The sequence below is a fragment of the Tardiphaga sp. vice304 genome, assembly GCF_007018905.1.
Classification (GTDB): domain Bacteria; phylum Pseudomonadota; class Alphaproteobacteria; order Rhizobiales; family Xanthobacteraceae; genus Tardiphaga.
This window is the reverse complement of the sequence record NZ_CP041402.1, coordinates 2,738,965-2,759,792: the sequence shown is the minus strand read 5'-3', so window position 1 is coordinate 2,759,792 and position 20,828 is coordinate 2,738,965. Positions and strand designations below refer to the sequence as shown.

Genomic DNA, 20,828 nt, shown 5'->3' with positions numbered 1-20,828 from the left:
AAAAAGCGCGCGACGTTATTGTTTGGGAATGCCGGCCTGCTCGATCACCTTGGTCCACTTGGCGATGTCATCCACCAGACGCGCTTTCAGCTCTTCCGGCGAGCCGGCGCGCGCCTCGATGCCGAGATCGAGCAGCTTCTGCTTGACGTCCGGCTGCGCCACCACCTCGCGCAGCGCGGCGTTGAGTTTCGCGATCACCTCCGGCGGCGTTTTGGCCGGCGCGAACAGCGCGTTCCACGACACCACGTCGTAGCCCTTGACGCCGCCCTCGCTCACCGTGGGCGTGTCCTTCAGGATCACCGAGCGGGTTTCGCCGGTGGTGCCGATCGCCGTGACCTTGCCGTCCGTCAATGCGGATTTCATGCCGACATAGTTGTCGATCAGGACGTCGATATCGTTGCGCAACAGGCCGATGATGGCTTCGGGCGTGGCGCGGTACGGCACGATCTGGAAATCGACGCCGGCGGTGGATTTCAGGAGCTGTGCGGACAGGTTCTGCGTGCTGCCGACGCTGATGGTGCCGACATTGAGCTTGCCGGGATTGTCGCGTGCAAACTTGATTAGGTCGGGAAGCGTCTTGTGGGGCGACTCGGCGTTGGTGCCGACGATGAAATCGAAGAAGCCGATGCTGGAGATCGGCGCGAAGTCCTTCACCGGATCGAACGGCAGGCTCTTGAACAGCGGCACGCTGACGGCGGTGCCGTTGCTGAGCAGCGCCAGCGTATAGCCATCCGGCGGCGACGACAGCACCGCGCGCGCCGCGGCGACGCCGCCGGCCCCCGGCATGTTCTCGACGATCAGGCGCTGGCCCAGTTTCTCGCCGAGGCTTTCGGCGACGATGCGCAGTGTGATGTCGGCGACGCCACCGGCGGCGAACGGCACGACCACACGGATCGGCCGGTTCGGATAGGTCGATTGCGCCTGTGCCGGGGAGGCCAGGCCCAAAAGGGTCATCGCCACAGCCGTGATCCCCGCGCGCCAATAGCGTGCTTGGCGGCCCTTCGATCGAAATTCAGATTGCGGCATCATGCGGCCCTGCCCTTCAGCGGGGCGGCTTGATGCGCCCCTTTCCGACCGCCGTCATAGCCAAGTCCTATTTATGCAACAAATGATAGTTTTCGCACAATCCACCGCTCTCCTTCATAATTGAACATGCTGGCCCTTATCGGCTTTTACGCACGATGACAGCCACCGGCCCGCCACCATCCGGGCCCTGATGTTCGGCGCCGCCGGACACGAACAACAATGTGGTGCCGACGACGCCGGCGATCACGCCGCCGACCAGCGCGCGCGCGTGGCGAGAGGATGCGATGTCGCTGTCGTCCAGCATGGTGTGCCGCGCGCCGCGAATGAGCCCGGTCTGCGAGGCCTCCGCCTTGCACAGCACGGCGCACAGCGCCTGCTGCGATTCTGCGTCCAGCGGATAGAGGGAGGCGATTCCCGCCGCCGACAGCGCGCGGATGACGGCCGCGGAATCGATCGCGTCCTGCATGACGTCGTGCGCGACGCGGTACTCGCCGGACCAGGCGCGGCTGTTGCCGACCACGAGAATCTGGTTCTCCAGCAGTTCGACCCCGGCCGAGGTGCTGGCGCGGTTCGAATACAGGCTGAAATCCCGGCAAACGACCGCATCGTCGATCGCCTCGCGGGACAGTTCTCCGAGCGCCACGCCGACGCCGAGCGCGGATGCGCCCCGCGAATAGGCCATCGATTTTAGCGTGTCCTCGGTGGCGACGTCCCGGCCGTCCGCTCTGGCCTCGGCGATGCGTGACTTGGTCAGCAGCGGGCATTTCACCTGCACGTAGTGCACGTCCTCCGCCCGCTCGATTCCGGCAGCGGCCATCGCCTCGCGCACCGCGTCCGCCGTCGCGTCGATCTGCGCGGCGCGGCCGATCTCGTGCGGCGCAAACGGGCGCGTCACCGCGGTTCCGATCGCCAGCGCCATTTCGCCATCCGCCGCCGCCTCGCCCGGCACCACCTCGAACACCAGCCAGTGCGGCGACAGCCCGCCCTCGGTTCCGCCGGACATCACCGTGACGACGCGCCGCTCGACGGCGTCGGAGGCCTCGCCCGTCGCGCGCACGATCATCGCCTTAAGCGCCGACGACGCAAAGCCGCGCGTGAAATCATTGACGCAACCATTGCCTTCGGTCTTGCCGAGGATAGCGACGATCCGCCGGGGATCGATGCGCCCGGCCGCGAATTGCGCCTCGATGCCGGAGACGTCGTCGGGCGCGCCGGCCGCAATCCTGTGAATTCGTGCTTCCATGAGGGTCCGCCTGTTGATGTTGGCCGAACCATGTGGCGCGCGCCTTGTTCGGACAAGCCCCGATTGGGACGCGCAGCGACGCCGAAAAGGCACCGCGCCCGCGGCCTATTGCAGGGCGGCGAAATACGCCTTGATCAACTCGATCAGCGCCTGCGCCGGCTTGCTCGGCGGCAGGCCGCGCTTGACGACGATGCCGACGGTGCGGCTGACGCCGGGGTTGCGCAGCGGCACGGCGACGAGGCCCGCGGTGCCCTGGGTTGCCACCGCAATGTTCGGCACCACGGCCACGCCGAGCCGTTCGAACACCATGCCCACCGCCGTCTGCAGATGCTGCACCTCGTAGCGCCAGTTCAGCGCGTCGCGGCGCTCGCCCAGCGCGTCGTCGATCAGCGCGCGATTGCCGGCCTGCGGGCTGATGCGGATCAGCGGCGTGTCCGCCAGATGCGCCCAGTTGAGAAAGTTGCGCTTTGCGAATTCGTGATCCTTCGGGCACAGCAGCACGAAGCGTTCCTTGATCAGCGGTGTCGCCTCGAGATCCCAGATGTTCATCGCAATGATGGTGACGCCGAACTCGGCCTGCCCCGACTGCACCAGCGTGGCGATCTCGCCGGCCGAATTGTCGTGGATCTTGATCGAGATGCCGGGATGCGCCGCGTTGAACTCCTGCAGCACCCGCGGCAAATGATAGGCGGCAATGGTCGGCAGGCAGCCCAGCGCGATATGCGCCTGACGCTGGCGACCACGGGCGCGCAGCAGGTCGATGGTGTCGGACAATTCGCCGATCATCCGCCGCGCGGTCGGCAGCAGTTCCAGTCCGGCAGGTGTCAGGGCCACCTGCCGCGTCGTGCGGGCGAGCAGTTGCAGGCCGAGATCCTCCTCCAGCTTCTTGATGCGGTGGCTGAGGGCCGTCTGCGACAGGTTCAGATGCGCTGCCGCGCGCGAAAAGCTGCCCCGCTCGGCAATCGCGAGGAACGCCTGCAGTCCCGGGAAGTCGATGCGCATGGAGATTCCGACCGATGCCGCCAATGAGCCTGCAGAGGTACCCCGCAGTTCCCCGGCGAAGCAAGGTTTGCGGACGGCCATGGCAAGCGCCCGGCGTCCCCTTGCACCTGAGCGACTGCCGGGCTGGTTAATTCGGGGTAAAGCCTTCGGCGGCCAGCCCCGCATCCGCTCGGCCGTCGGCCATGAATTCTTCCGGGAAAGCCGGTTGAATGCCGCGACCGGCAGTAAAGCCCACCGTTGAACGTCCAAACTGCACACGGAATGCCCCGGCCATTTAACCGTTTGTCCAGTCCCTTACCCTCATAGTGATCCCAAACCGGGGCGCGACAACGCGATTATTTCAACATGACACTTTTCACTACGCCGGCGTCGTTCGGGCGCATCATATCCGTCAAGGGCTCACTGGCCCGCGTCGGCCTGCTGGCTGCCAACCAGATGGCGCCGGCAAAAGCCCGCGCTACCGTCGGCTGTTTCGTCAGCATTCGCTGCGCAAGTTCGACCATCATCGCCATGATCACCGAGGTATCCTGCGAAAACATGCAGGAACCCGATACCTACATAGCCAGTGCCTCGGTTGACCTGCTCGGCGAGATCGTCGGCGGACCGGACCGCCCCAAGTTCCAGCGCGGCGTCACCATTTATCCGACTATCGGCGACGCCGTCGAACTGATCAGCAATGCGGAACTGCGCACCGTCTATGCACCGACCGGCTCCGACCAGATCAATGTCGGCACGCTGCAGCAGGACAAGTCGGTCATCGCCTATGTCGACGTCGAGGAAATGCTGAGCAAGCACTTTGCCGTGCTGGGCTCCACCGGCGTCGGCAAGTCCTCCGGCGTGTCCCTGCTACTCAACGAAATCCTGCGAGTGCGACCGAACCTTCGCATCTTCCTGCTCGATGTGCACAATGAATATGGCCGCTGCTTCGGTGACCGTGCGCTGGTGCTCAACCCGCGCAATCTGAAGCTGCCGTTCTGGCTGTTCAATTTCGAGGAGATCGTCGACGTGCTGTTCGCCGGCCGCCCCGGCGTGCCGGAAGAGCTGGAAATCCTCGGCGAGGTGATCCCGATCGCCAAGGGCGTCTATACGCAGTACCAGAACTCCGACCGCATCGGCCTGAAGCGGATCGACCCGAAGACGATCGGCTATACCGCCGACACCCCGGTGCCCTATCGCCTCGTCGATCTGATCTCGCTGATCGACGAACGCATGGGCAAGCTGGAGAACCGCTCCTCGCGCATCATCTATCACAAGCTGATCTCGCGCATCGAGACGGTGCGCAACGACCCGCGCTACGCCTTCATGTTCGACAACGCCAATGTCGGCGGCGACACCATGGCGGAAGTGATCTCCTATTTGTTCCGGCTGCCGGCCAACGGCAAGCCGATGACCATCATGCAGCTCGCGGGCTTCCCGGCTGAAGTCGTCGACTCCGTGGTGTCGGTGCTGTGCCGCATGGCGTTCGATTTCGGGCTGTGGAGCGACGGCGTCTCTCCGCTGTTGTTCGTCTGCGAGGAAGCCCATCGCTACGCTTCCGCCGACCGCAACATCGGCTTCGGCCCGACCCGCAAGGCGGTATCGCGGATTGCCAAGGAAGGCCGCAAATACGGCGTCTATCTCGGCTTGGTGACCCAGCGTCCCGCCGAACTCGACGCGACCATTATCTCGCAGTGCAACACGTTATTCGCGATGCGGCTCGCCAACGAGCGCGACCAGACATTGTTGCGCTCTGCCGTGTCGGATGCCGCCGCCAATCTATTGTCTTTCGTGCCCTCGCTCGGCACCCGCGAAGTGCTGGCGTTCGGCGAAGGCGTCGCGCTGCCGACGCGACTGCGGTTCAAGGAAGTGCCGCCGCATCAATTGCCGCGCTCGGAAGCCACGATTTCCACCGTGCCGTCGGTCGCGGCCGGCCACGACATGCATTTCGTCGCCGCGGTGCTGGAACGCTGGCGCGGCGCCACCTCGCACCGCGACGTGCCGAACGATCCCGGCTTCACCGACCGCCCGATGCCGCGCACGCTGGAAACCCCGATGCTGCAGCCGTCGCTCGGCCTCGACCCCGACCGCTTCTCGCTGCTGAAAAAGCCGCTCCGCTAGCTGCGCAGTTCAACTTCCCCCTCTTCTTTTGAGGGGGAGGGTGAAAAGAGCAACGCTTCTCCCCCGCGCCATCATCGCCTATGGTCCGCCCCGCGCATCACGCGCCCGACGGATCTCCCGATGACCCAGCCCAATCGTTTTCCCGTGCCTGCGATCGACACCCTGCCCGACGATATCCGCACGCGGATTCTGGCGGTGCAGGAAAAGTCCGGCTTCGTGCCCAACGTATTCCTGTCGCTGGCCGGGCGGCCGGATGAATTCCGCGCCTTCTTCGCCTATCACGACGCGCTGATGGACAAGGATGGCGGGCTGACCAAGGCCGAGCGCGAGATGATCGTGGTCGCGACCTCCGCCGCCAACCAGTGCCATTACTGCGTGGTGGCACACGGCGCGATCCTGCGGATCCGCGCCAAGAATCCGGAGATCGCCGATCAGATCGCGATCAACTATCGCCGGGCCGACATCACGCCGCGGCAGCGCGCAATGCTGGACTTCGCCATGAAGGTCAGCCGCTCTGCTGAAACCATCGGTGAATCGGATTTCGCCGAGGTCGCCGGCCAAGGCTTCAGCGATGACGACATCTGGGACATCACCGCCATTGCCGCGTTCTTCGCGCTGTCGAACCGGATGGCCAACGTCACCGGCATGAAGCCGAACGCAGAATTCTACATGATGGGCCGGCTGCCGAAATAACGGCGGCGCACAGGGATAGCGACATGCTCGACTGGTCGGAAATCCTGTTGCGGCTCGGCATCGCCGCGCTGGCGGGCGGCGCGCTCGGGCTCAACCGCGACCTGCACGGCAAGCCGGTCGGCGTACGCACGCTGTCGCTGGTCAGCATCGCTGCCGCGATGGTGATGGTGCTGGCCGATCCGCTGCGGGACGGCGGTTTCTCGGATGCCGGCAGCCGCGTCATCCAGGGCATTCTCACCGGCATCGGCTTTCTCGGCGCCGGGGTGATCTTCCATGCCGAAAAGCATGTTCGCGTTCGCGGCCTGACCAGCGCGGCTTGCGTCTGGCTGACGGCCTGTATCGGCATCGTCTGCGGCGCCGGCCAATGGCGCATCGTTACGGTGGCATTGGCCATCGCCTTCGTCGTGCTGCTGATCGGCGGTCCGGTCGAGCGCCGGCTACACCGCCTGCTCGGCGGCCAGCCGGACCACGACCTGCCCGCGGACGAACCTCAGTCCTCCGCTTCCGGACCGCACCAGCCCGGCAGATAGGTCGCGTCCCGGCTCCTGGCGAGCGCCAGCGCCTTTTCCATGGCCTTCTCGAAATCGGCCTCGACGTCCTTGCGCGACAGCCGGCGGCGCAACAGGTCGGCCCACAGGAATTCGCTGAACGGCGTGACGTCCTTGGCGTAGCCACCGGCGCGGCGCAATTCGCCGGCGAGGCTGCGAAACGGGTCGTCCTTCAGCTTGGCGATCGATTTCGGGATGTCGTTGAAATGATGCCGCACGCCGCGGGCGTCATAGGGGTAGACCCAGCGGCGATTGTCGAGCACGCCCCAGAACGCCTCCTTGTCGACCATCGTCAGATCGGCGACCACGCTGACCAGAATGTCCTTCACGTCCTCGTCATGCAGCGCGCGGGCAAGGTGATGGTGATCGATGATGTAATGGTGATGATCCGGCCCGAGCACGACCGGAATCATGTGCGACCCCAGGGCCTCCGCCTGCTTGCGCTTCGACCGGTGCTCGCGCCAGTGCTTGCGCTTCTCCTTGACCTCGCGCATGCCCACGGTCATCTGCGTCGGGCGCAGCGACAGGATCGGAATGGGCTGTACCGTGGGTTCGCGGGTTGGCATGTCTGTATTCCCTCGATTGCCGCATCTCGGCCATGCGGAGTTAACGAAACCGACCCACCGCGAACGTGCTAAAATTACAAATCACATCTCGCGGACCGCGACCATGAAGACCCAGCAGCCGATCATCAACCCGGACGATGGCGAACACCGCGTGCTGAAATATGTGCCGCGCAACTCGGCGACGCTGCAAAACAATGCCAGCGTTACCGCCGCCGAAGATCTTTCTCGCTTTGAGCAGCCCCGCGACGAGGGCGACGACTTCGGTCACCGCATGCTCGCCAACGCCGCGGCCTTCGCATTCACGGCGGTCCTGATCGGCATCGGCATCTGGCTGGCGATCAACATCGCCGACCTGCGCAAGACCCAGGATTGCGTGCTGATGGGCCGCCGCGACTGCAGCCGGATCGTGGCACCGCAGGGCTGAACCCCCCGGGCATTGCCGGATCTGGCCGGTGGGTAGGCGCTCACCACCCATTGAACTGACGAGCTGCCTCCGTTATACGGGCAAACGACTCCTTACGGCAGGCGGGGTGTTTCGGGGCCAAGCCCCCCTTTTGTCATGCCGTTCTTAATTTTTCTTCAATCGATCAAAGGCTTAATGATGTCCACCACATTCGATCAGGTCGCTACAATCATCGCGGAAACCTGCGACATTCCCCGCGACACGATCACGCCGGAGAGCCATGCGATCGACGATCTGGGCATCGACAGCCTGGACTTCCTCGATATCGCCTTCGCCATCGACAAGGCGTTCGGCATCAAGCTGCCGCTGGAAAAATGGACCCAGGAGGTCAACGACGGCAAGGCGACCACCGAACAGTATTTCGTCCTCAAGAACCTCAGCGCCCGCATCGACGAACTGGTCGCGGCCAAGGGCGCGTAACGCCCACATGAACCTCGAATATTTTCACCTGATTGACCGCATCACCGATCTCGATGTCGGTGAGCGCCGGATCACCGTTGAAGCGATCGTGCCCCACAAGAGCACGATCTTTGAGGGTCATTTTCCCGGCTATCCCCTGATGCCTGGCGTGTTGCTGATCGAGGCGATGGCGCAGACTTCGGGCTGGCTGCTGATCGCCTTGAACAAGTTCGAACGGATGCCGTTTCTGGCGGCGGTGCAGGAGGCCAAGATGCGGACCTTCATCACCCCCGGAGAAGTGCTGACGATCGACGCCACGCTGGCGCATGACGGCTCCGGCTTTGCCCGCACCGACGTGAAGATCAAGGCGGCCGGCAAACTCGCCTGCAATGCCACGCTGACGTTCCGCATCGTGCCGTTCCCGCATCCGGATTTGCGCGGGCACATGGATATCATGGCCAAGCGGATCGGCTTTCCGACCGAGGCGATCGCCCAAGGAACAGCCGAAGGAACCGCCGAAGGAACGCAGCATGGCTGAAACGAGACACGCAGTATCCGAACCGGTGGAAGCCTGGATCACCGGCATTGGTCTTGCGACCTCGCTCGGCGAAGGCCCGGACGCCCATTGGGATGCGCTCAACAACAAGCGCATCAACATCGATGAGACGAATTTCGCGCCCTACATCGTGCACCCGCTGGCGCCGCTTTCCTACGACTCGCAGATCCCCAAGAAGGGCGATCAGCGGCAGATGGAAGCCTGGCAGCGCATCGGTACTTACGCCGCCGGCCTGGCACTGGAATCGGCCGGCCTGAAGGGCAACAAGGACATCCTGTCGAAGATGGACATGATCGTCGCGGCCGGTGGCGGCGAGCGCGATCTGGCCGTCGATTCCGGCATCCTGAATTCCGAGGGCCACGGCGCGACGCCGCCCGGCCTGCTCAACGAACGGCTGATGAACGATTTGCGGCCGACGCTGTTCCTGGCGCAGCTGTCCAACCTGCTCGCCGGCAACATCTCGATCGTTCATGGCGTCACCGGATCGTCGCGCACCTTCATGGGCGAGGAAGCCGCCGGCGTCGACGCCGCGCGTATCGCGCTGGCGCGGATTGCCGCCGGACAGAGCGACGTCGCCTTGATCGGTGCGGCGCATAATGGCGAGCGCAAGGACCTGCTGCTGCTGTACGAATTCGACGACTTCAACCTGAAGAACAGGTTCGAGACGGTGTGGGCGCGCGAACAGGCCTCGGGCTTTGCGCTCGGCTCGGCCGGCGCCTTCGTCGTGATCGAATCCCGGGCGCATGCCGAAGCGCGCGGCGCCAAGCCGCTGGCGCGTCTGAAGAGCGTCGTCGCCGACCAGGTCCGCCGCAAGACGCCGGGCGAAGTCACGGCGTCGCTGGAGAAGCTGTGGTCCAAGCTCGGCTCACTGAAGAGTGATGTCGCGATCATCACCGGCGCGACCGGCGCAGAGCCTGCGACCTCGGAAGAGCGCGCGTTCCTGAACGAGCATCGCGACGTCGCGGTGCGCGCCACCGGCACGATGTTCGGCCATACGCTGGAGACGCAGTTTCCGCTCGGCCTCGGGCTCGCCGCGCTGGCGATCTCGCGCGGTGCGCTGTATCCGCCGAACGATTCGACGGGCGTCGAGATTGAAATGACGAAGAAGCCCACCCAGATTGTGGTGATCGGCGCCGGCCATTGGCGCGGCGAAGGCATGGCGCTGGTCGAAGCGATCGATTGACGCCTAAGACACGGCCGACGGGGAAGACACATGACAGCCACGCGCGATAAATTCGGCCGACCGATCGTCGTCGTCACCGGCATGGGCGTCGTCACCTCGCTCGGCGCCGGCAAGGACGACAACTGGAAGAAGCTGACAGCCGGCGAGTCCGGCATCCGCACCATCACGCGGTTTCCGACCGAAGGCCTGAAGACCACGATGGCCGGCACCGTCGATTTCGTGCCGGTCGATCCGTTCTCCTCCACGGATCTGTCGGAAAAGCTCGGCGATCTCGCGACGGAAGAAGCCATCGCGCAGGCCAATATCGGCAGCAAGGGCGACTTTCCCGGCCCGCTGTTTCTCGCCGTCGCTCCCGTCGAGGTCGAATGGCCACAGCGCCAGGCCGTGGCGCGCGCCACCGGCGCCAACACCGCGATTGACTACGACGCGCTGCTGCGCGTCGCCTCCGGCGGCCAGTTCAAGGATTTCCATCGCCGCTTCATGTTCGGCTCGGTCGCCGATCATATCGCCGAGACGTTCGGCACCAAGGGCTCGCCGATCTCGCTGTCGACCGCGTGTGCCTCCGGCACCACCGCGATCCAGCTCGGCGTCGAGGCGATCCGCCGCGGCGACGCCGATGCCGCGCTGTGCGTTGCCACCGACGGCTCGGTCAATCCGGAAGCACTGATCCGCTTCTCGCTGCTGTCCGCGCTCTCCACCCATAACGACCCGCCGCAGGCCGCGGTGCGGCCGTTCGCCAAGAACCGCGACGGCTTCGTGATGGCCGAAGGCGCCGGCGCCCTGGTGCTGGAGAGCCTGGAAGCCGCCACAGCGCGCGGCGCCAAGATCCTCGGCATCGTCGCCGGCTGCGGCGAACTCTCCGATAGCTTCCACCGCACGCGCTCGAGCCCCGATGGCAAGCCGATCGTCGGCTGCGTCAACAATGCGCTGTTCGATGCGGGTCTGGTCTCCGACCAGATCGACTACATCAACGCGCATGGCACCGGCACGCCGGAAAACGACAAGATGGAGTATCTCGGCATTTCCACCGTGTTCGGCGAACGCGCCAAGCAGATTCCGGTGTCCTCCAACAAGTCGATGGTGGGACACACGCTGTCAGCCGCCGGCGCGGTCGAGGCGGTATTCTCGCTGCTGACGCTGGAGCACCAGCGGATCCCGCCGACCATCAATTACGATGTTCCCGATCCCGCGATTCCATTCGACGTGGTCCCGAATACCGCCCGCGACGCGAAAGTCACCGCTGTGATGTCGAACTCGTTCGGCTTCGGCGGCCAGAACGCCTCTTTGATCGTGACGCGCGAGCCGATTTAGGCTTCGCGCGACTGCCTCCGGTTGACGCCCTAGCGTGAACCGGCGATACGCAACCATCTGAAATTCCTTATTGTCGGAGACGCAGGTCATGCGTGCGCTCAATCTCGTTGCCGATCGTGAACTCGTCGTCGTCGATCAGCCTGCCCCGCCGCCGCCCGAGGCCGGCGAAGTGCAGATCCGCGTCAAGGCGGTAGCGCTGAATCACATCGACGTCTGGGGCTTTCGCGGCATGGCCTTCGCCAAGCGCAAGCTGCCGCTCGCGGTCGGCGCCGAAGCCTCCGGCGAGATCGTCGCGGTCGGCGAAGGCGTGACCAACTTCAAGCCCGGCCAGAAGGTCGTGATGTACGGCGCCAAGACCTGCGGCGTCTGCAAGCCATGCGTCGAGGGTCGCGACAATTTCTGCGAGAACGTCGGCGGTCTCTACGGCTTTCATCTCGACGGCTTTTCGCGTGAGCTGATGAACATGCCGGCGCGGCTGGTGATCCCGGTACCCGACAATGTCAGCCTGCGCGATGCGGCCTGCGCGCCGATCGCATTCTCGACCGTGCAACACATGCTGTTCGACAATGCCAAGCTGCAGCCGGGCGAGACCATTCTGGTGCATGCCGGCGGCTCCGGCATCGGCACGGTTGCGATCATGATGGCCAAGAAGATCGGCTGCACCGTCATCACCACGGTCGGCGACGACTCCAAGATCGAGGGCGTCAAGGCGCTCGGCGCCGACTATGTGATCAACTACCGCAAGGATCGCTTCGAGGGCGAAACGCGAAAAATCACCAAGAAGAAGGGCGTCGACGTCGTGTTCGAACACGTCGGTGCCGACACCTTCAACGGCTCGCTGCTGGTGATGAAGCGCGGCGGACGTCTCGTCACCTGCGGCTCGACCTCGGGTCCGACCACGACCATCAACCTGATGCAACTGTTCCAGCAGCAGTACCGCATCTTCGGCTCGTTCGGCGCGACGATGAAGAACATCGCGGAGAGCCTGGAAAAGATGTCTGACGGCATGTTGCCGGTGATCGACACCGAAGTATCGATGGAGGACGTCGAGCCCGCGCTGAAGCGGATGGAAAGCCGCCAGGTGTTCGGCAAGATCATCGTCCACTTCTGATGCTGCGGCTGTTCCTCCGCGCCCGTGCAATCATTCGGAACGCCATAAAGCCGGCGGGCGAAGCGGTCGTCGGCGCGCTGACGATCGCCCTGCTCCGCACCACGCGCTATTTCGACCCGATCAAGACCGCCGAGCTGTTCGCGAAAATCACGCAGAAGATCGGTCCGCTATTCCGCGAGGACAAGATCGGCCGCGCCAACCTCACCGCGGCCTTTCCGGAAAAATCGCCCGAAGAAATCGAGACGATTCTCGCCGGCGTGTGGGGCAACATGGGCCGCTTCGCGGCCGAATTCGCGCATCTCGATCACGTCTGGGAGCACGATCCCGCGCATCCCGAACTGAGCCGCATCGAAATCCCGGAGCGCACCCACGAGCTGTTCGCGCAGCTCCGCCTCGACGGCAAGCCCGCGCTGATCTTCGCAGCCCATCTCGGCAATTGGGAATTGCCGGCGCTTGCCGCGGTCGCCCACGGGTTGGAGGCGACGGTGCTGTATCGCCGCCCGAACATCGAGGCCGTCAACCGCACCATAGAGCGCATCCGCGCCGTGAATATGGGCACGATGGTTGCAGCCAGCCACGACGCCCCGGTCAAGCTGGCGCATGCGCTTTCCGACGGCCAGCACGTCGCGATGCTGATCGACCAGTGGTTCCGGAACGGCGTCCAGGTCGATTTCTTCGGCCGCAAGACCAACGCCAATCCGATGCTGGCGCGCCTCTTGCGCCAGGTCGACTGCCCGATCCACGGCGTCCGTATCATCCGCCTGCCCAACCACCGTTTTCGCGCCGAATTGTCCGAAGAGGTCAAGCCGGTGCGTACAGCCGACGGCAAGGTCGATGTGCAGGGCACCATGCAGGCGGTGACCAGCGTTCTGGAAGGCTGGATCCGCGAATATCCCGACCAGTGGCTGTGGCTGCATCGGAGATGGCGGTAGCTTTCTTCACCTCTCCCCGTTGGGGAGAGGTGAAGATAGGCGCCCGATGCGCTACCGCCCCGTCTTCACCCGCGTCCATAACCGGTTGATCACCCGCTGGGTGGCGGGATCGCGCGCCGTGATGATGAACAGCTTCTGCAGCATCGCGTCGTCCGGATAGATCGTCTTGTCGTTCAAGATCTTCGGATCGACCTGCTTCTGGCTCGCCAGATTGCCGTTGGCATAACCGAGATAGTTGGAATTCTTCGCCGCCACGTCCGGCCGGTACAGATAGTTGATCAGCGCATGGGCTTCAGCGACATGCGGCGCGTCTGCCGGGATCGCCAGATTGTCGAAGAACATCTGCGCCCCCTCTTTCGGCACGGCATAGCCGATCTCGACGCCGTTTTTCGTTTCATCCGCCCGCGCGCGGGCCTGGATGATATCGCCGGACCAGCCAACCACGAGGCAGATCTCGCCGGTCGCCAGCGCGCTGAGATATTCGGAGGAGTGAAATTTTCGTACCGACGAGCGGACACGGCCGACGGTTTCGGCAGCCTTGTCGAGATCGGGCTGTTTCGTTGAGTTGGGGTCGATGCCGAGCCAGTTCAGCGCCGCCGGCAGAATGTCGTCGGCCGAGTCCAGCATGTGAACGCCGCACTCCTTGAACTTCGCCAGGTTCTCCGGTTTGAACACGATGTCCCAGCTGTCGACCTTGGCATCGGCGCCGAGAATTCGCCGGGCCGCCTTGACGTTATAGCCGATGCCGGTGGTACCCCACATGTAATTGGCGGCGAACTGGTTGCCGGGATCATAGGTGTTCAGCCGGCCGGTGACGGCGTCCCAAGCGTTGGCGAGGTTCGGCAGTTTCGATCTGTCGAGCTTCTGAAAGATCTTGGCTGCGATCTGACGCTGCAGGAAATAGGCGGTCGGCACCACGACGTCATAGCCCGACTTGCCGGCCAGGAGCCGCGTCTCCAGCGTCTCGTTGGCATCGAAGGTGTCGTAGACCACCTTGATGCCGGTCTCCCTGGTGAAGTCCTCGAGGACTCCCGGCGCCATGTAGTTCGACCAGTTGTAGAAATTGACCACCCGCTCCTGCGCCTGTGCGGGCACCGACAGCGCGACCGAAACGGCACAGGCGGCGATGATGCGGACGAGCATGGTCTCTCCTAACGGCGATGCACCGCGTCGTGCAGGCGCTCCAGCGCGGTGTCGAGCGTCGAGTCCTTCTTGGCGAAGCAGAACCGCACCACCGAGCTCACCTTGTCTTCCTCATAGAACGCCGAGACCGGAATCGCTGCGACCTTGTAGTCATGCACGATGCGCTTGCAGAACGCCTCGTCGGTCTCGTTGAGCCCGAGCGGCGAGAGATCGACGGTGAGAAAATACGTGCCCTGCGACTGGATCACCGGAAAGCCGATCTGCTGCAGACCGGCGGCGAGCCGGTCGCGGCTGCGCGCCAGCCCGGTTTGCATCTCCTTGAAGAACGCATCGGGCTTGCCGAGCCCATAGGCAACAGCCGTCTGCAGGTTCGGAGCGGTAGTGAAGGTCAGAAACTGGTGCACCTTGGCGCAGACGCGCAGCAAAGGCGGGGCGGCGCAGACGAAACCGATCTTCCAGCCGGTCAGCGAAAATATCTTGCCGGCCGAGCCGATCTTGATGGTGCGGTCGCGCATGCCGGGAATCGACATCAGCGGAATGTGCTGGAAGCCCTCGAACACGACGTGCTCCCAGACCTCGTCGCAGATTGCGATGGTGTCGAACTCCTGGCAGAATTTCGCCAGCAGTTCGAGATCCTCGCGCGGATAGACGACGGCCGCGGGGTTGAGCGGGTTGTTGAACAGCACCGCCTTGGTCTTGTGATTGAAGACCGCGCGCAGATCTTCCTCGGTCAGGCGCCAGTGCGGCGGCTTCAGGCTGACCAGCCGGGGGATGCCGCCGGCCTGGCGGATCACCGGCAGATAGGAATCATAGACCGGCTGGAAACACACCACTTCGTCGCCCGGCTCGACCGTCGCGAGGATCGCCGTGGTCAAAGCTTCGGTACCGCCGGAGGTCACCATCACCTCGGCCATCGGATCGAGGTCGAGGCCGTGCCAATGCCCGTAATGCGTGGCGATCGCCTGCCGCAGCTCCGGCAGGCCCATCATCGAAGGGTACTGGTTGTAGCCGTTGAGCACGGCATCGGCCGCCGCCTGGCGGATGTCCAGCGGGCCCGGATCATCCGGAAAGCCCTGACCGAGATTGATGGCATCGTTGTCGCGCGCGAGCTGCGACATCGCCTCGAACACCGTGACCGGCAGGTTCGCAAAGATCGGGTTCATCGCAGGGATCAGGCCTTGGTCGGCAGGCCGGCCGCTTTCCAGCCGAGCATGCCGCCGGCGAGGTGCTTGTCGTAGGGCAAGCCATTGACCTGCGCGGCGAGCGAGGCGGTCACCGAGCGCTTGCCGGAGCGGCAGGCGAACACGATCTGCTTGCCCTGGGGATCGGGCAGATCGGCACTGTCGAAGCCCGACAGCGGCACCACGACGGCGTCCGGATAGGCCTCGGCCTCGACTTCGTTGGGCTCGCGGACATCGACCAGCAGATAGCGGCCGTCCTTGATACCCTCAGCGACGTCTTCGGGCGCCAGATTCGTCACGCGATGATGTTCGGCCACCAAAACCTCCTGACGCCCCGACATTCCGGAGCGTATTTTGCAGTCGGACTACCCGTCCGTTCGGCGCCAACGTCGCCTCTTGCGGGACGAAAATCAAGCGTCCGGGGTTCGTTAAATCGTCACCTGGGTGCCGACTTCGACCACCCTGCCCGTCGGGATCTGGAAGTAATCGGTGGCATCGTTGGCGGTGCGGCTGAGCGAGATGAACAAAAGGTCCTGCCAGCGCGGCATGCCGGAATGGGTTGCCGGCTTCAGCGCACGGCGCGACAGGAAGAACGACGTCGACATGATGTCGAACTGCCAGCCGAGTTTTCGCGCGATAGCCAGCGCCTTCGGCACGTTCGGGGATTCCATGAAGCCGAACCGCAGCGTCACCTTGCTGAAGGTGGCGCTGATCTCTTCCAGCCGGACCCGGTCGGCGGGATCGATGCGCGGCGTGGACGCGGTCTCGATGGTGAGAATGACGTTCTTCTCGTGCAACACCTTGTAGTGCTTCAGACTGTGCATCAACGCGGTCGGCGCGGATTCCGGATCGCTGGTCAGGAACACCGCGGTGCCCGGCACGCGCTGCGGCGGCCGCTTCTCCATCATCGCAACCAGGTCCTTCAGCGGGAATTCCAGCTTGCGTGACTTCTCGAACAGCAGCCGGCTGCCTCGCCGCCACGTATACATCAGCAGGATGACGATGCCGCCGAGCAGCAGCGGCACCCAGCCGCCGTCGAACACTTTCAGCAAATTGGCAGCAAAGAAGGTGAGATCGAGCAGCAGGAACGGCACGATCAGCAGGGCGGCGGCCCAGGGCTTCCACTTCCACACCCGCCAGATCACGACGAACCCCATCATCGCGGTGACGACCATCGTGCCGGTCACCGAGATGCCATAGGCCGAGGCCAGCGCGCTCGACGATTTGAACAGCAGCACCAGCAGCACCACGGCGACCAGCAGCAGCATGTTGATGCGCGGAATATAGATCTGGCCGGAATGCGATTCCGAGGTGTGCCGGATCTCGAAGCGCGGCAGCAGGCCGAGCTGGATCGCCTGCCGGGTCAGCGAATAGGCGCCGGTAATGACCGCCTGGCTGGCGATCACGGTAGCCGCCGTCGCCAGCGCGACCATCGGGATCAGCGCCCAGTCGGGATACATCAGAAAGAACGGGTTCTCCAGCGCGGTGGGATCGCCGATCACCAGCGCGCCCTGGCCGAGATAGTTGATCGCCAGCGACGGCAGCACGATGTACAGCCACGCGGTTTGGATCGGCCGCTTGCCGAAATGGCCGAGGTCGGCATACAGCGCCTCCGCACCGGTGACCGCGAGGAACACCGCGCCCAGCGTGACGAAGCCGATGATGCCGTGATGCAGCATGAAGTTGACCGCATGCACGGGATTGAGCGCGTACAGCACCTCCGGGTGTTTCACGATCGGCGGGATCGCCGCGACGGCGATCACCGTGAACCAGACGCACATGATCGGACCGAAGAACGCCGCCACCCGCGCCGTGCCGCGCGACTGGACGGCAAACAGCGCGATCAAAATGACGATGGTGATCGGCACGACATAGGCATCGAAGGCCGACGTCACGAGCTTGATGCCTTCGATCGCCGACAGCACCGACAGTGCCGGCGTGATCACGGCGTCGCCATAGAAAAGTGCGCCGCTGATGATGCCGAGCAGCACGATGACCGAGGCCCCGCCGCCCTTCCCCACGGCGCGCTGCGCCAGCGCCATCAGCGCCAGCGTGCCGCCTTCGCCATGATTGTCGGCGCGCAGCAGGATCAGCACGTATTTCAGCGTCACCACGATCACCAGCGCCCACAGGATCAGCGACAGCACGCCGAGCACGGCCTCGTTGCTGATGCCACCAGCCGTGTGACCGCCGGCGGCGACCAGCGCCTCGCGGAGCGCGTACAGCGGGCTGGTTCCGATGTCGCCATAGACGACGCCGATGCTGCCCAGCATCAGGGACTTGAAGCCTTCGGTGGAATGCGCGCCGCCATGTTCGGCTGCCACCGGCGTTTCCGCGGCGGGGACTGCATTCTCGCTGGTCATGGTGGCCTCGATCAGGGCTGCGGCAACGCTAAGCGAGGCCGCTTAGAGGCCTGCGCGTAGCACGGCGTATAGCGTATTTTCGGGTCTCGGCCACGCGAAATGTCGAACGCTAGATCGTCACCTGGGTGCCGACCTCGACCACCCGGCCGGTCGGGATCTGGAAATAATCGGTGGCGTCGTTGGCCGAGCGGCTCAGCGCGATGAACAGGTGGTCCTGCCAGAGCGGCATGCCGGATTGCGCCGACGGCTTCAGCGAGCGCCGGGACACGAAGAACGACGTCGCCATGATGTCGAACTGCCAGCCGAGTTTTCGCGCGATTACCAGCGCCTTGGGAACGTTCGGCGATTCCATGAAGCCGAAGCGCAGCCGCACGGTGGAGAACTTATCGCTGACATTCTCCATCTTGACCCGCTCGGACGGATCGACCCGCGGCGTCTGCGCCGTCTCGATGGTCAGGATCACGTTGTGCTCGTGCAGCACCTTGTTGTGCTTGAGGTTATGCAGCATCGCGGTCGGCACGAATTCCGGATCGGAGGTCAGGAATACCGCGGTGCCCTTGACGATGTGCGGCGGGCGTTTCTCCAGGCTCTTGATCAGGTCGCGCAGCGGCACCTCGATGCGCCGCGTCTTGGCGACAAGGATGGCGGCGCCGCGGCGCCAGGTCCAGATCACCATCGCCATCAATACGCCGAACAGCAGCGGCACCCAGGCGCCTTCCAGTAGTTTGAGCAAATTGGCGCTCAGGAAGGCGAGGTCGACGAATACCAGCGGGGCGATCACGGCCGCCGCGGTGGCGGCCTTCCAGTTCCACAGCTTCCAGATCACCACGAAGCCCATGATCCCGTCGGCGACCATCGTGGTGGACACGGCGATGCCGTAGGCGGAGGCCAGACCGCTCGACGACTTGAACAGCAGCACCAAGAGGATGACGCCCATCAGCAGCAGGCGGTTGACGCGCGGCAGATAGATCTGCCCGGCATGGGTCTCGGACGTGAAGCGCACCTCGAAGCGCGGCAGCAGCCCGAGTTGCACCGCCTGGCGCACCAGCGAATAGGCGCCGGTGATGACGGCCTGGCTGGCGATGACGGTGGCGGCCGTGGCCAGCACGATCAGCGGCAGCAGCATCGATTCCGGCGCCATCCGATAGAACGGATTCTCGATCGCGGCCGGATTCGACAGCACCAGAGCGCCTTGCCCGAAATAATTGATCAGCAGCGCCGGCAGCACGAAGAAGAACCAGCCATACTGGATCGGCCGGCGGCCAAAATGGCCAAGATCCGCGTACAGCGCCTCGCCGCCGGTGACCGCGAGGAACACCGCACCCAGCGTCACCAACCCGATGGTGCCGTGGCTCATCATGAACTGCACGGCGTAATACGGATTGATCGCATACAGCACGGTCGGATCATCGGAAATGTGCAAAGCGCCCATCACCGCCAACGCCACGAACCAGAGGATCATCACCGGCCCGAAGGCCTTGGCAACCTTCGCGGTTCCCACGCGCTGCACCGAGAACAGGACGACCAGGATCGCGATGGTGATCGGCACGACGTAGGGCTCGAGCGCCGGCGCCTTCAGCTTGAGGCCCTCGACTGCCGACAGTACCGAGATCGCCGGCGTAATCATGGAATCGCCGATGAACATCGAGGCGCCGACCACGCCGAGCGCCAGCAGCAGCCAGCTTCGTCGCCCCAGCGCGCGCTGCCCCAGCGCCATCAGCGACAGCGTTCCGCCCTCGCCATTGTTGTCGGCGCGCAGCAGGAACAGCACGTATTTGAGGGTGACGACGATGAACAGCGCCCAAAGGATCAGCGACAGCACGCCGAGCACGATCACCGGCGTGACCGGGGCGCCGTGGGTCGCTCCATGCACGGCCTCGCGGAACGCATAGAGCGGCGAGGTTCCGATGTCGCCAAAGACGACGCCGATGCTGCCGACCGTCAGCGACCAGAAGCCGGTGTGGGCCGGCGCTTCAGGGGCGACCTCGCCTGATGTTTCGGTGGCGGCCATGCTGGTTCAAACACCCTAGGGTAATATTGGTCCCGGCTATGGCGTGCCGGGCAAGACCAGTCAACCGCTTGACGATAGCAGAACACACCCCTTTGCCGCCGCCGGAGCAATGGCAATTTTGGGGTGAGATCCCAAAAAAAGGATTTGACGCGAGCTACGGCTTGAGATTCGGCGGCAGCGGCGGATCCTCGCGCATCAGGGTGATGGTCACCCGGCGGTTGGCGGCCATCGACGGATCGTCGGGAAATAGCGGCTGGCCGTCCGCCTTGCCGGACACCGAGAACACGTTGGCCGGCGGCAGGCCCTCGCGTTCCAGGATCTGGCGCACCACGTTGGCGCGGTCGGCGGACAGGTCGAAGGCGTCATATTCGGCGCGCGCCGGGATGAAGCCCGCGGCAGTATGTCCCACGATCGCCACCCGCAGCGGCGTCGCTTTCAGCGGGCCGGCAAGTTTCTGCAACAGCAGCCTCGTGCGCTCATAGGGCACCTTGGAGCCTTCGGCGAACATCGAGCGGCCGTTCTGGTCGATGATCTCGAGGTTCAGCCCCTGCTTGGTTTCCTCGAACATAATGTTCTTGGAGATCTCGCTGATCTCCGGCATGTCCTGCAGCGCCTGGCGCAACGAAGCGGAGGCCAGCGCGAATTCGCGGTCCATCTTCAGCTTGGCGCCTTTCGGCCGGCCGCTGGCGTTGCTCTCGTCGGGACTGGTCTGGTTGGACGCCTCCTCGGGCGTGACGTGGCCGACGTTCTTGGTCTGACCACGGGTCGGCAGACCGTCGGATTCGATCACGCCGGAATAGCGCGCGTCGGACTGCACGCCGAACGCTTCGCGGATCGAGCCGGAGACGATCTTCAGCTTGGCGCCATCCGGGCTGGAGAACGCTACCAGCATTACGAAATAGCTGAGCAGCAGCGCCATCAGATCGGCGAAGGTCACGAACCAGCCGTGACCGCCATGGGCTTCTTCGCGCTTCTTCTTCGCCATGGGACTGCCCCGCGT

The 20,828-nt window shown here is 64.4% G+C and carries 21 protein-coding genes; 10 read left to right on the top strand and 11 right to left on the bottom strand.

The features are described 5' to 3' along the window. Positions 1-15: 15 nt before the first annotated feature. From FNL56_RS13030 to FNL56_RS27690, 4 genes are all read right to left on the bottom strand, one after another. Positions 16-954 (bottom strand): Bug family tripartite tricarboxylate transporter substrate binding protein, encoded by a 939-nt coding sequence (locus FNL56_RS13030; protein WP_143577870.1) that lies wholly within the window; start codon positions 952-954, stop codon positions 16-18. Positions 955-1,162: 208 nt separating this feature from the next. Continuing rightward, positions 1,163-2,269 carry a ring-opening amidohydrolase gene (locus FNL56_RS13025; protein WP_143573145.1) on the bottom strand — a complete coding sequence of 369 codons (1,107 nt, stop codon included), beginning with the start codon at positions 2,267-2,269 and terminating at the stop codon, positions 1,163-1,165. Between the two features lie 105 nt (positions 2,270-2,374). Then, positions 2,375-3,271: a LysR family transcriptional regulator gene (locus FNL56_RS13020; RefSeq protein ID WP_168202924.1), complete on the bottom strand. Its 897-nt coding sequence runs from the start codon at positions 3,269-3,271 to the stop codon at positions 2,375-2,377. Between the two features lie 127 nt (positions 3,272-3,398). After that, on the bottom strand, positions 3,399-3,545 hold the full coding sequence (locus FNL56_RS27690) for a hypothetical protein (protein ID WP_168202923.1): 147 nt from the start codon (positions 3,543-3,545) through the stop codon (positions 3,399-3,401). A 71-nt stretch (positions 3,546-3,616) separates the two neighbouring features. On the opposite strand from FNL56_RS27690, the gene FNL56_RS13015 reads away from it, so the two are divergent. The 3 genes from FNL56_RS13015 (at position 3,617) to FNL56_RS13005 (ending at position 6,591) form a co-directional block, all read left to right on the top strand. Continuing rightward, positions 3,617-5,368: an ATP-binding protein gene (locus FNL56_RS13015; RefSeq protein WP_143573143.1), complete on the top strand. Its 1,752-nt coding sequence runs from the start codon at positions 3,617-3,619 to the stop codon at positions 5,366-5,368. Positions 5,369-5,488: 120 nt separating this feature from the next. Further along, positions 5,489-6,061 carry a peroxidase-related enzyme gene (locus FNL56_RS13010; RefSeq protein WP_143573142.1) on the top strand — a complete coding sequence of 191 codons (573 nt, stop codon included), beginning with the start codon at positions 5,489-5,491 and terminating at the stop codon, positions 6,059-6,061. Between the two features lie 23 nt (positions 6,062-6,084). Then, entirely contained in the window at positions 6,085-6,591 is a 507-nt protein-coding gene (locus tag FNL56_RS13005; RefSeq protein ID WP_143573141.1) for an MgtC/SapB family protein, read from the top strand. On the opposite strand, the gene FNL56_RS13000 is transcribed toward FNL56_RS13005, so the two are convergent. Further along, positions 6,552-7,175: a ParB-like protein gene (locus FNL56_RS13000; RefSeq protein ID WP_143573140.1), complete on the bottom strand. Its 624-nt coding sequence runs from the start codon at positions 7,173-7,175 to the stop codon at positions 6,552-6,554. The genes FNL56_RS13005 and FNL56_RS13000 overlap by 40 nt on opposite strands. A gap of 103 nt (positions 7,176-7,278) precedes the next feature. Between FNL56_RS13000 and FNL56_RS12995 the strand changes: the two genes are divergently transcribed. The 7 genes from FNL56_RS12995 (at position 7,279) to FNL56_RS12965 (ending at position 13,130) form a co-directional block, all read left to right on the top strand. Beyond that, positions 7,279-7,599: a hypothetical protein gene (locus FNL56_RS12995; RefSeq protein WP_143573139.1), complete on the top strand. Its 321-nt coding sequence runs from the start codon at positions 7,279-7,281 to the stop codon at positions 7,597-7,599. A 177-nt stretch (positions 7,600-7,776) separates the two neighbouring features. Next, positions 7,777-8,058: an acyl carrier protein gene (locus FNL56_RS12990; RefSeq protein WP_143573138.1), complete on the top strand. Its 282-nt coding sequence runs from the start codon at positions 7,777-7,779 to the stop codon at positions 8,056-8,058. A gap of 7 nt (positions 8,059-8,065) precedes the next feature. After that, complete coding sequence (locus FNL56_RS12985; RefSeq protein WP_143573137.1) at positions 8,066-8,575, top strand: 3-hydroxyacyl-ACP dehydratase FabZ family protein; 510 nt, start codon at positions 8,066-8,068, stop codon at positions 8,573-8,575. Beyond that, a complete protein-coding gene (locus FNL56_RS12980; RefSeq protein ID WP_143573136.1) occupies positions 8,568-9,776 on the top strand; it encodes a beta-ketoacyl-ACP synthase in 1,209 nt (402 codons plus the stop codon). The genes FNL56_RS12985 and FNL56_RS12980 overlap by 8 nt, the downstream gene beginning before the upstream one ends. A 30-nt stretch (positions 9,777-9,806) precedes the next feature. Further along, positions 9,807-11,087 (top strand): beta-ketoacyl-ACP synthase, encoded by a 1,281-nt coding sequence (locus tag FNL56_RS12975; RefSeq protein WP_143573135.1) that lies wholly within the window; start codon positions 9,807-9,809, stop codon positions 11,085-11,087. 88 nt (positions 11,088-11,175) lie between these two features. Continuing rightward, complete coding sequence (locus FNL56_RS12970) at positions 11,176-12,198, top strand: zinc-binding dehydrogenase (RefSeq protein ID WP_143573134.1); 1,023 nt, start codon at positions 11,176-11,178, stop codon at positions 12,196-12,198. Next, positions 12,198-13,130, top strand: a complete 933-nt coding sequence (locus tag FNL56_RS12965; protein WP_143573133.1) for a lipid A biosynthesis lauroyl acyltransferase — start codon at positions 12,198-12,200, stop codon at positions 13,128-13,130. Before FNL56_RS12970 ends, FNL56_RS12965 begins: the two co-directional genes overlap by 1 nt. Positions 13,131-13,181: 51 nt before the next feature. Here the strand turns inward: FNL56_RS12965 and FNL56_RS12960 are convergent, their stop codons facing one another. The 6 genes from FNL56_RS12960 to FNL56_RS12935 all read right to left on the bottom strand — a co-directional run bounded on the left by FNL56_RS12960 (position 13,182) and on the right by FNL56_RS12935 (position 20,813). Continuing rightward, positions 13,182-14,273: a polyamine ABC transporter substrate-binding protein gene (locus FNL56_RS12960; RefSeq protein ID WP_143573132.1), complete on the bottom strand. Its 1,092-nt coding sequence runs from the start codon at positions 14,271-14,273 to the stop codon at positions 13,182-13,184. A gap of 8 nt (positions 14,274-14,281) precedes the next feature. Next, positions 14,282-15,436 carry an aminotransferase gene (locus FNL56_RS12955; protein WP_143573131.1) on the bottom strand — a complete coding sequence of 385 codons (1,155 nt, stop codon included), beginning with the start codon at positions 15,434-15,436 and terminating at the stop codon, positions 14,282-14,284. Positions 15,437-15,444: 8 nt separating this feature from the next. Beyond that, complete coding sequence (locus tag FNL56_RS12950; RefSeq protein WP_441351285.1) at positions 15,445-15,771, bottom strand: rhodanese-like domain-containing protein; 327 nt, start codon at positions 15,769-15,771, stop codon at positions 15,445-15,447. Positions 15,772-15,882: 111 nt separating this feature from the next. Beyond that, a complete protein-coding gene (locus tag FNL56_RS12945) occupies positions 15,883-17,817 on the bottom strand; it encodes a potassium transporter Kup (RefSeq protein WP_143573129.1) in 1,935 nt (644 codons plus the stop codon). Positions 17,818-17,926: 109 nt separating this feature from the next. Beyond that, positions 17,927-19,828, bottom strand: coding sequence for a potassium transporter Kup (locus FNL56_RS12940; RefSeq protein ID WP_143573128.1), 1,902 nt, complete (start codon positions 19,826-19,828; stop codon positions 17,927-17,929). A 154-nt stretch (positions 19,829-19,982) separates the two neighbouring features. Further along, on the bottom strand, positions 19,983-20,813 hold the full coding sequence (locus FNL56_RS12935) for an OmpA/MotB family protein (RefSeq protein ID WP_143573127.1): 831 nt from the start codon (positions 20,811-20,813) through the stop codon (positions 19,983-19,985). Positions 20,814-20,828: the final 15 nt, after the last annotated feature.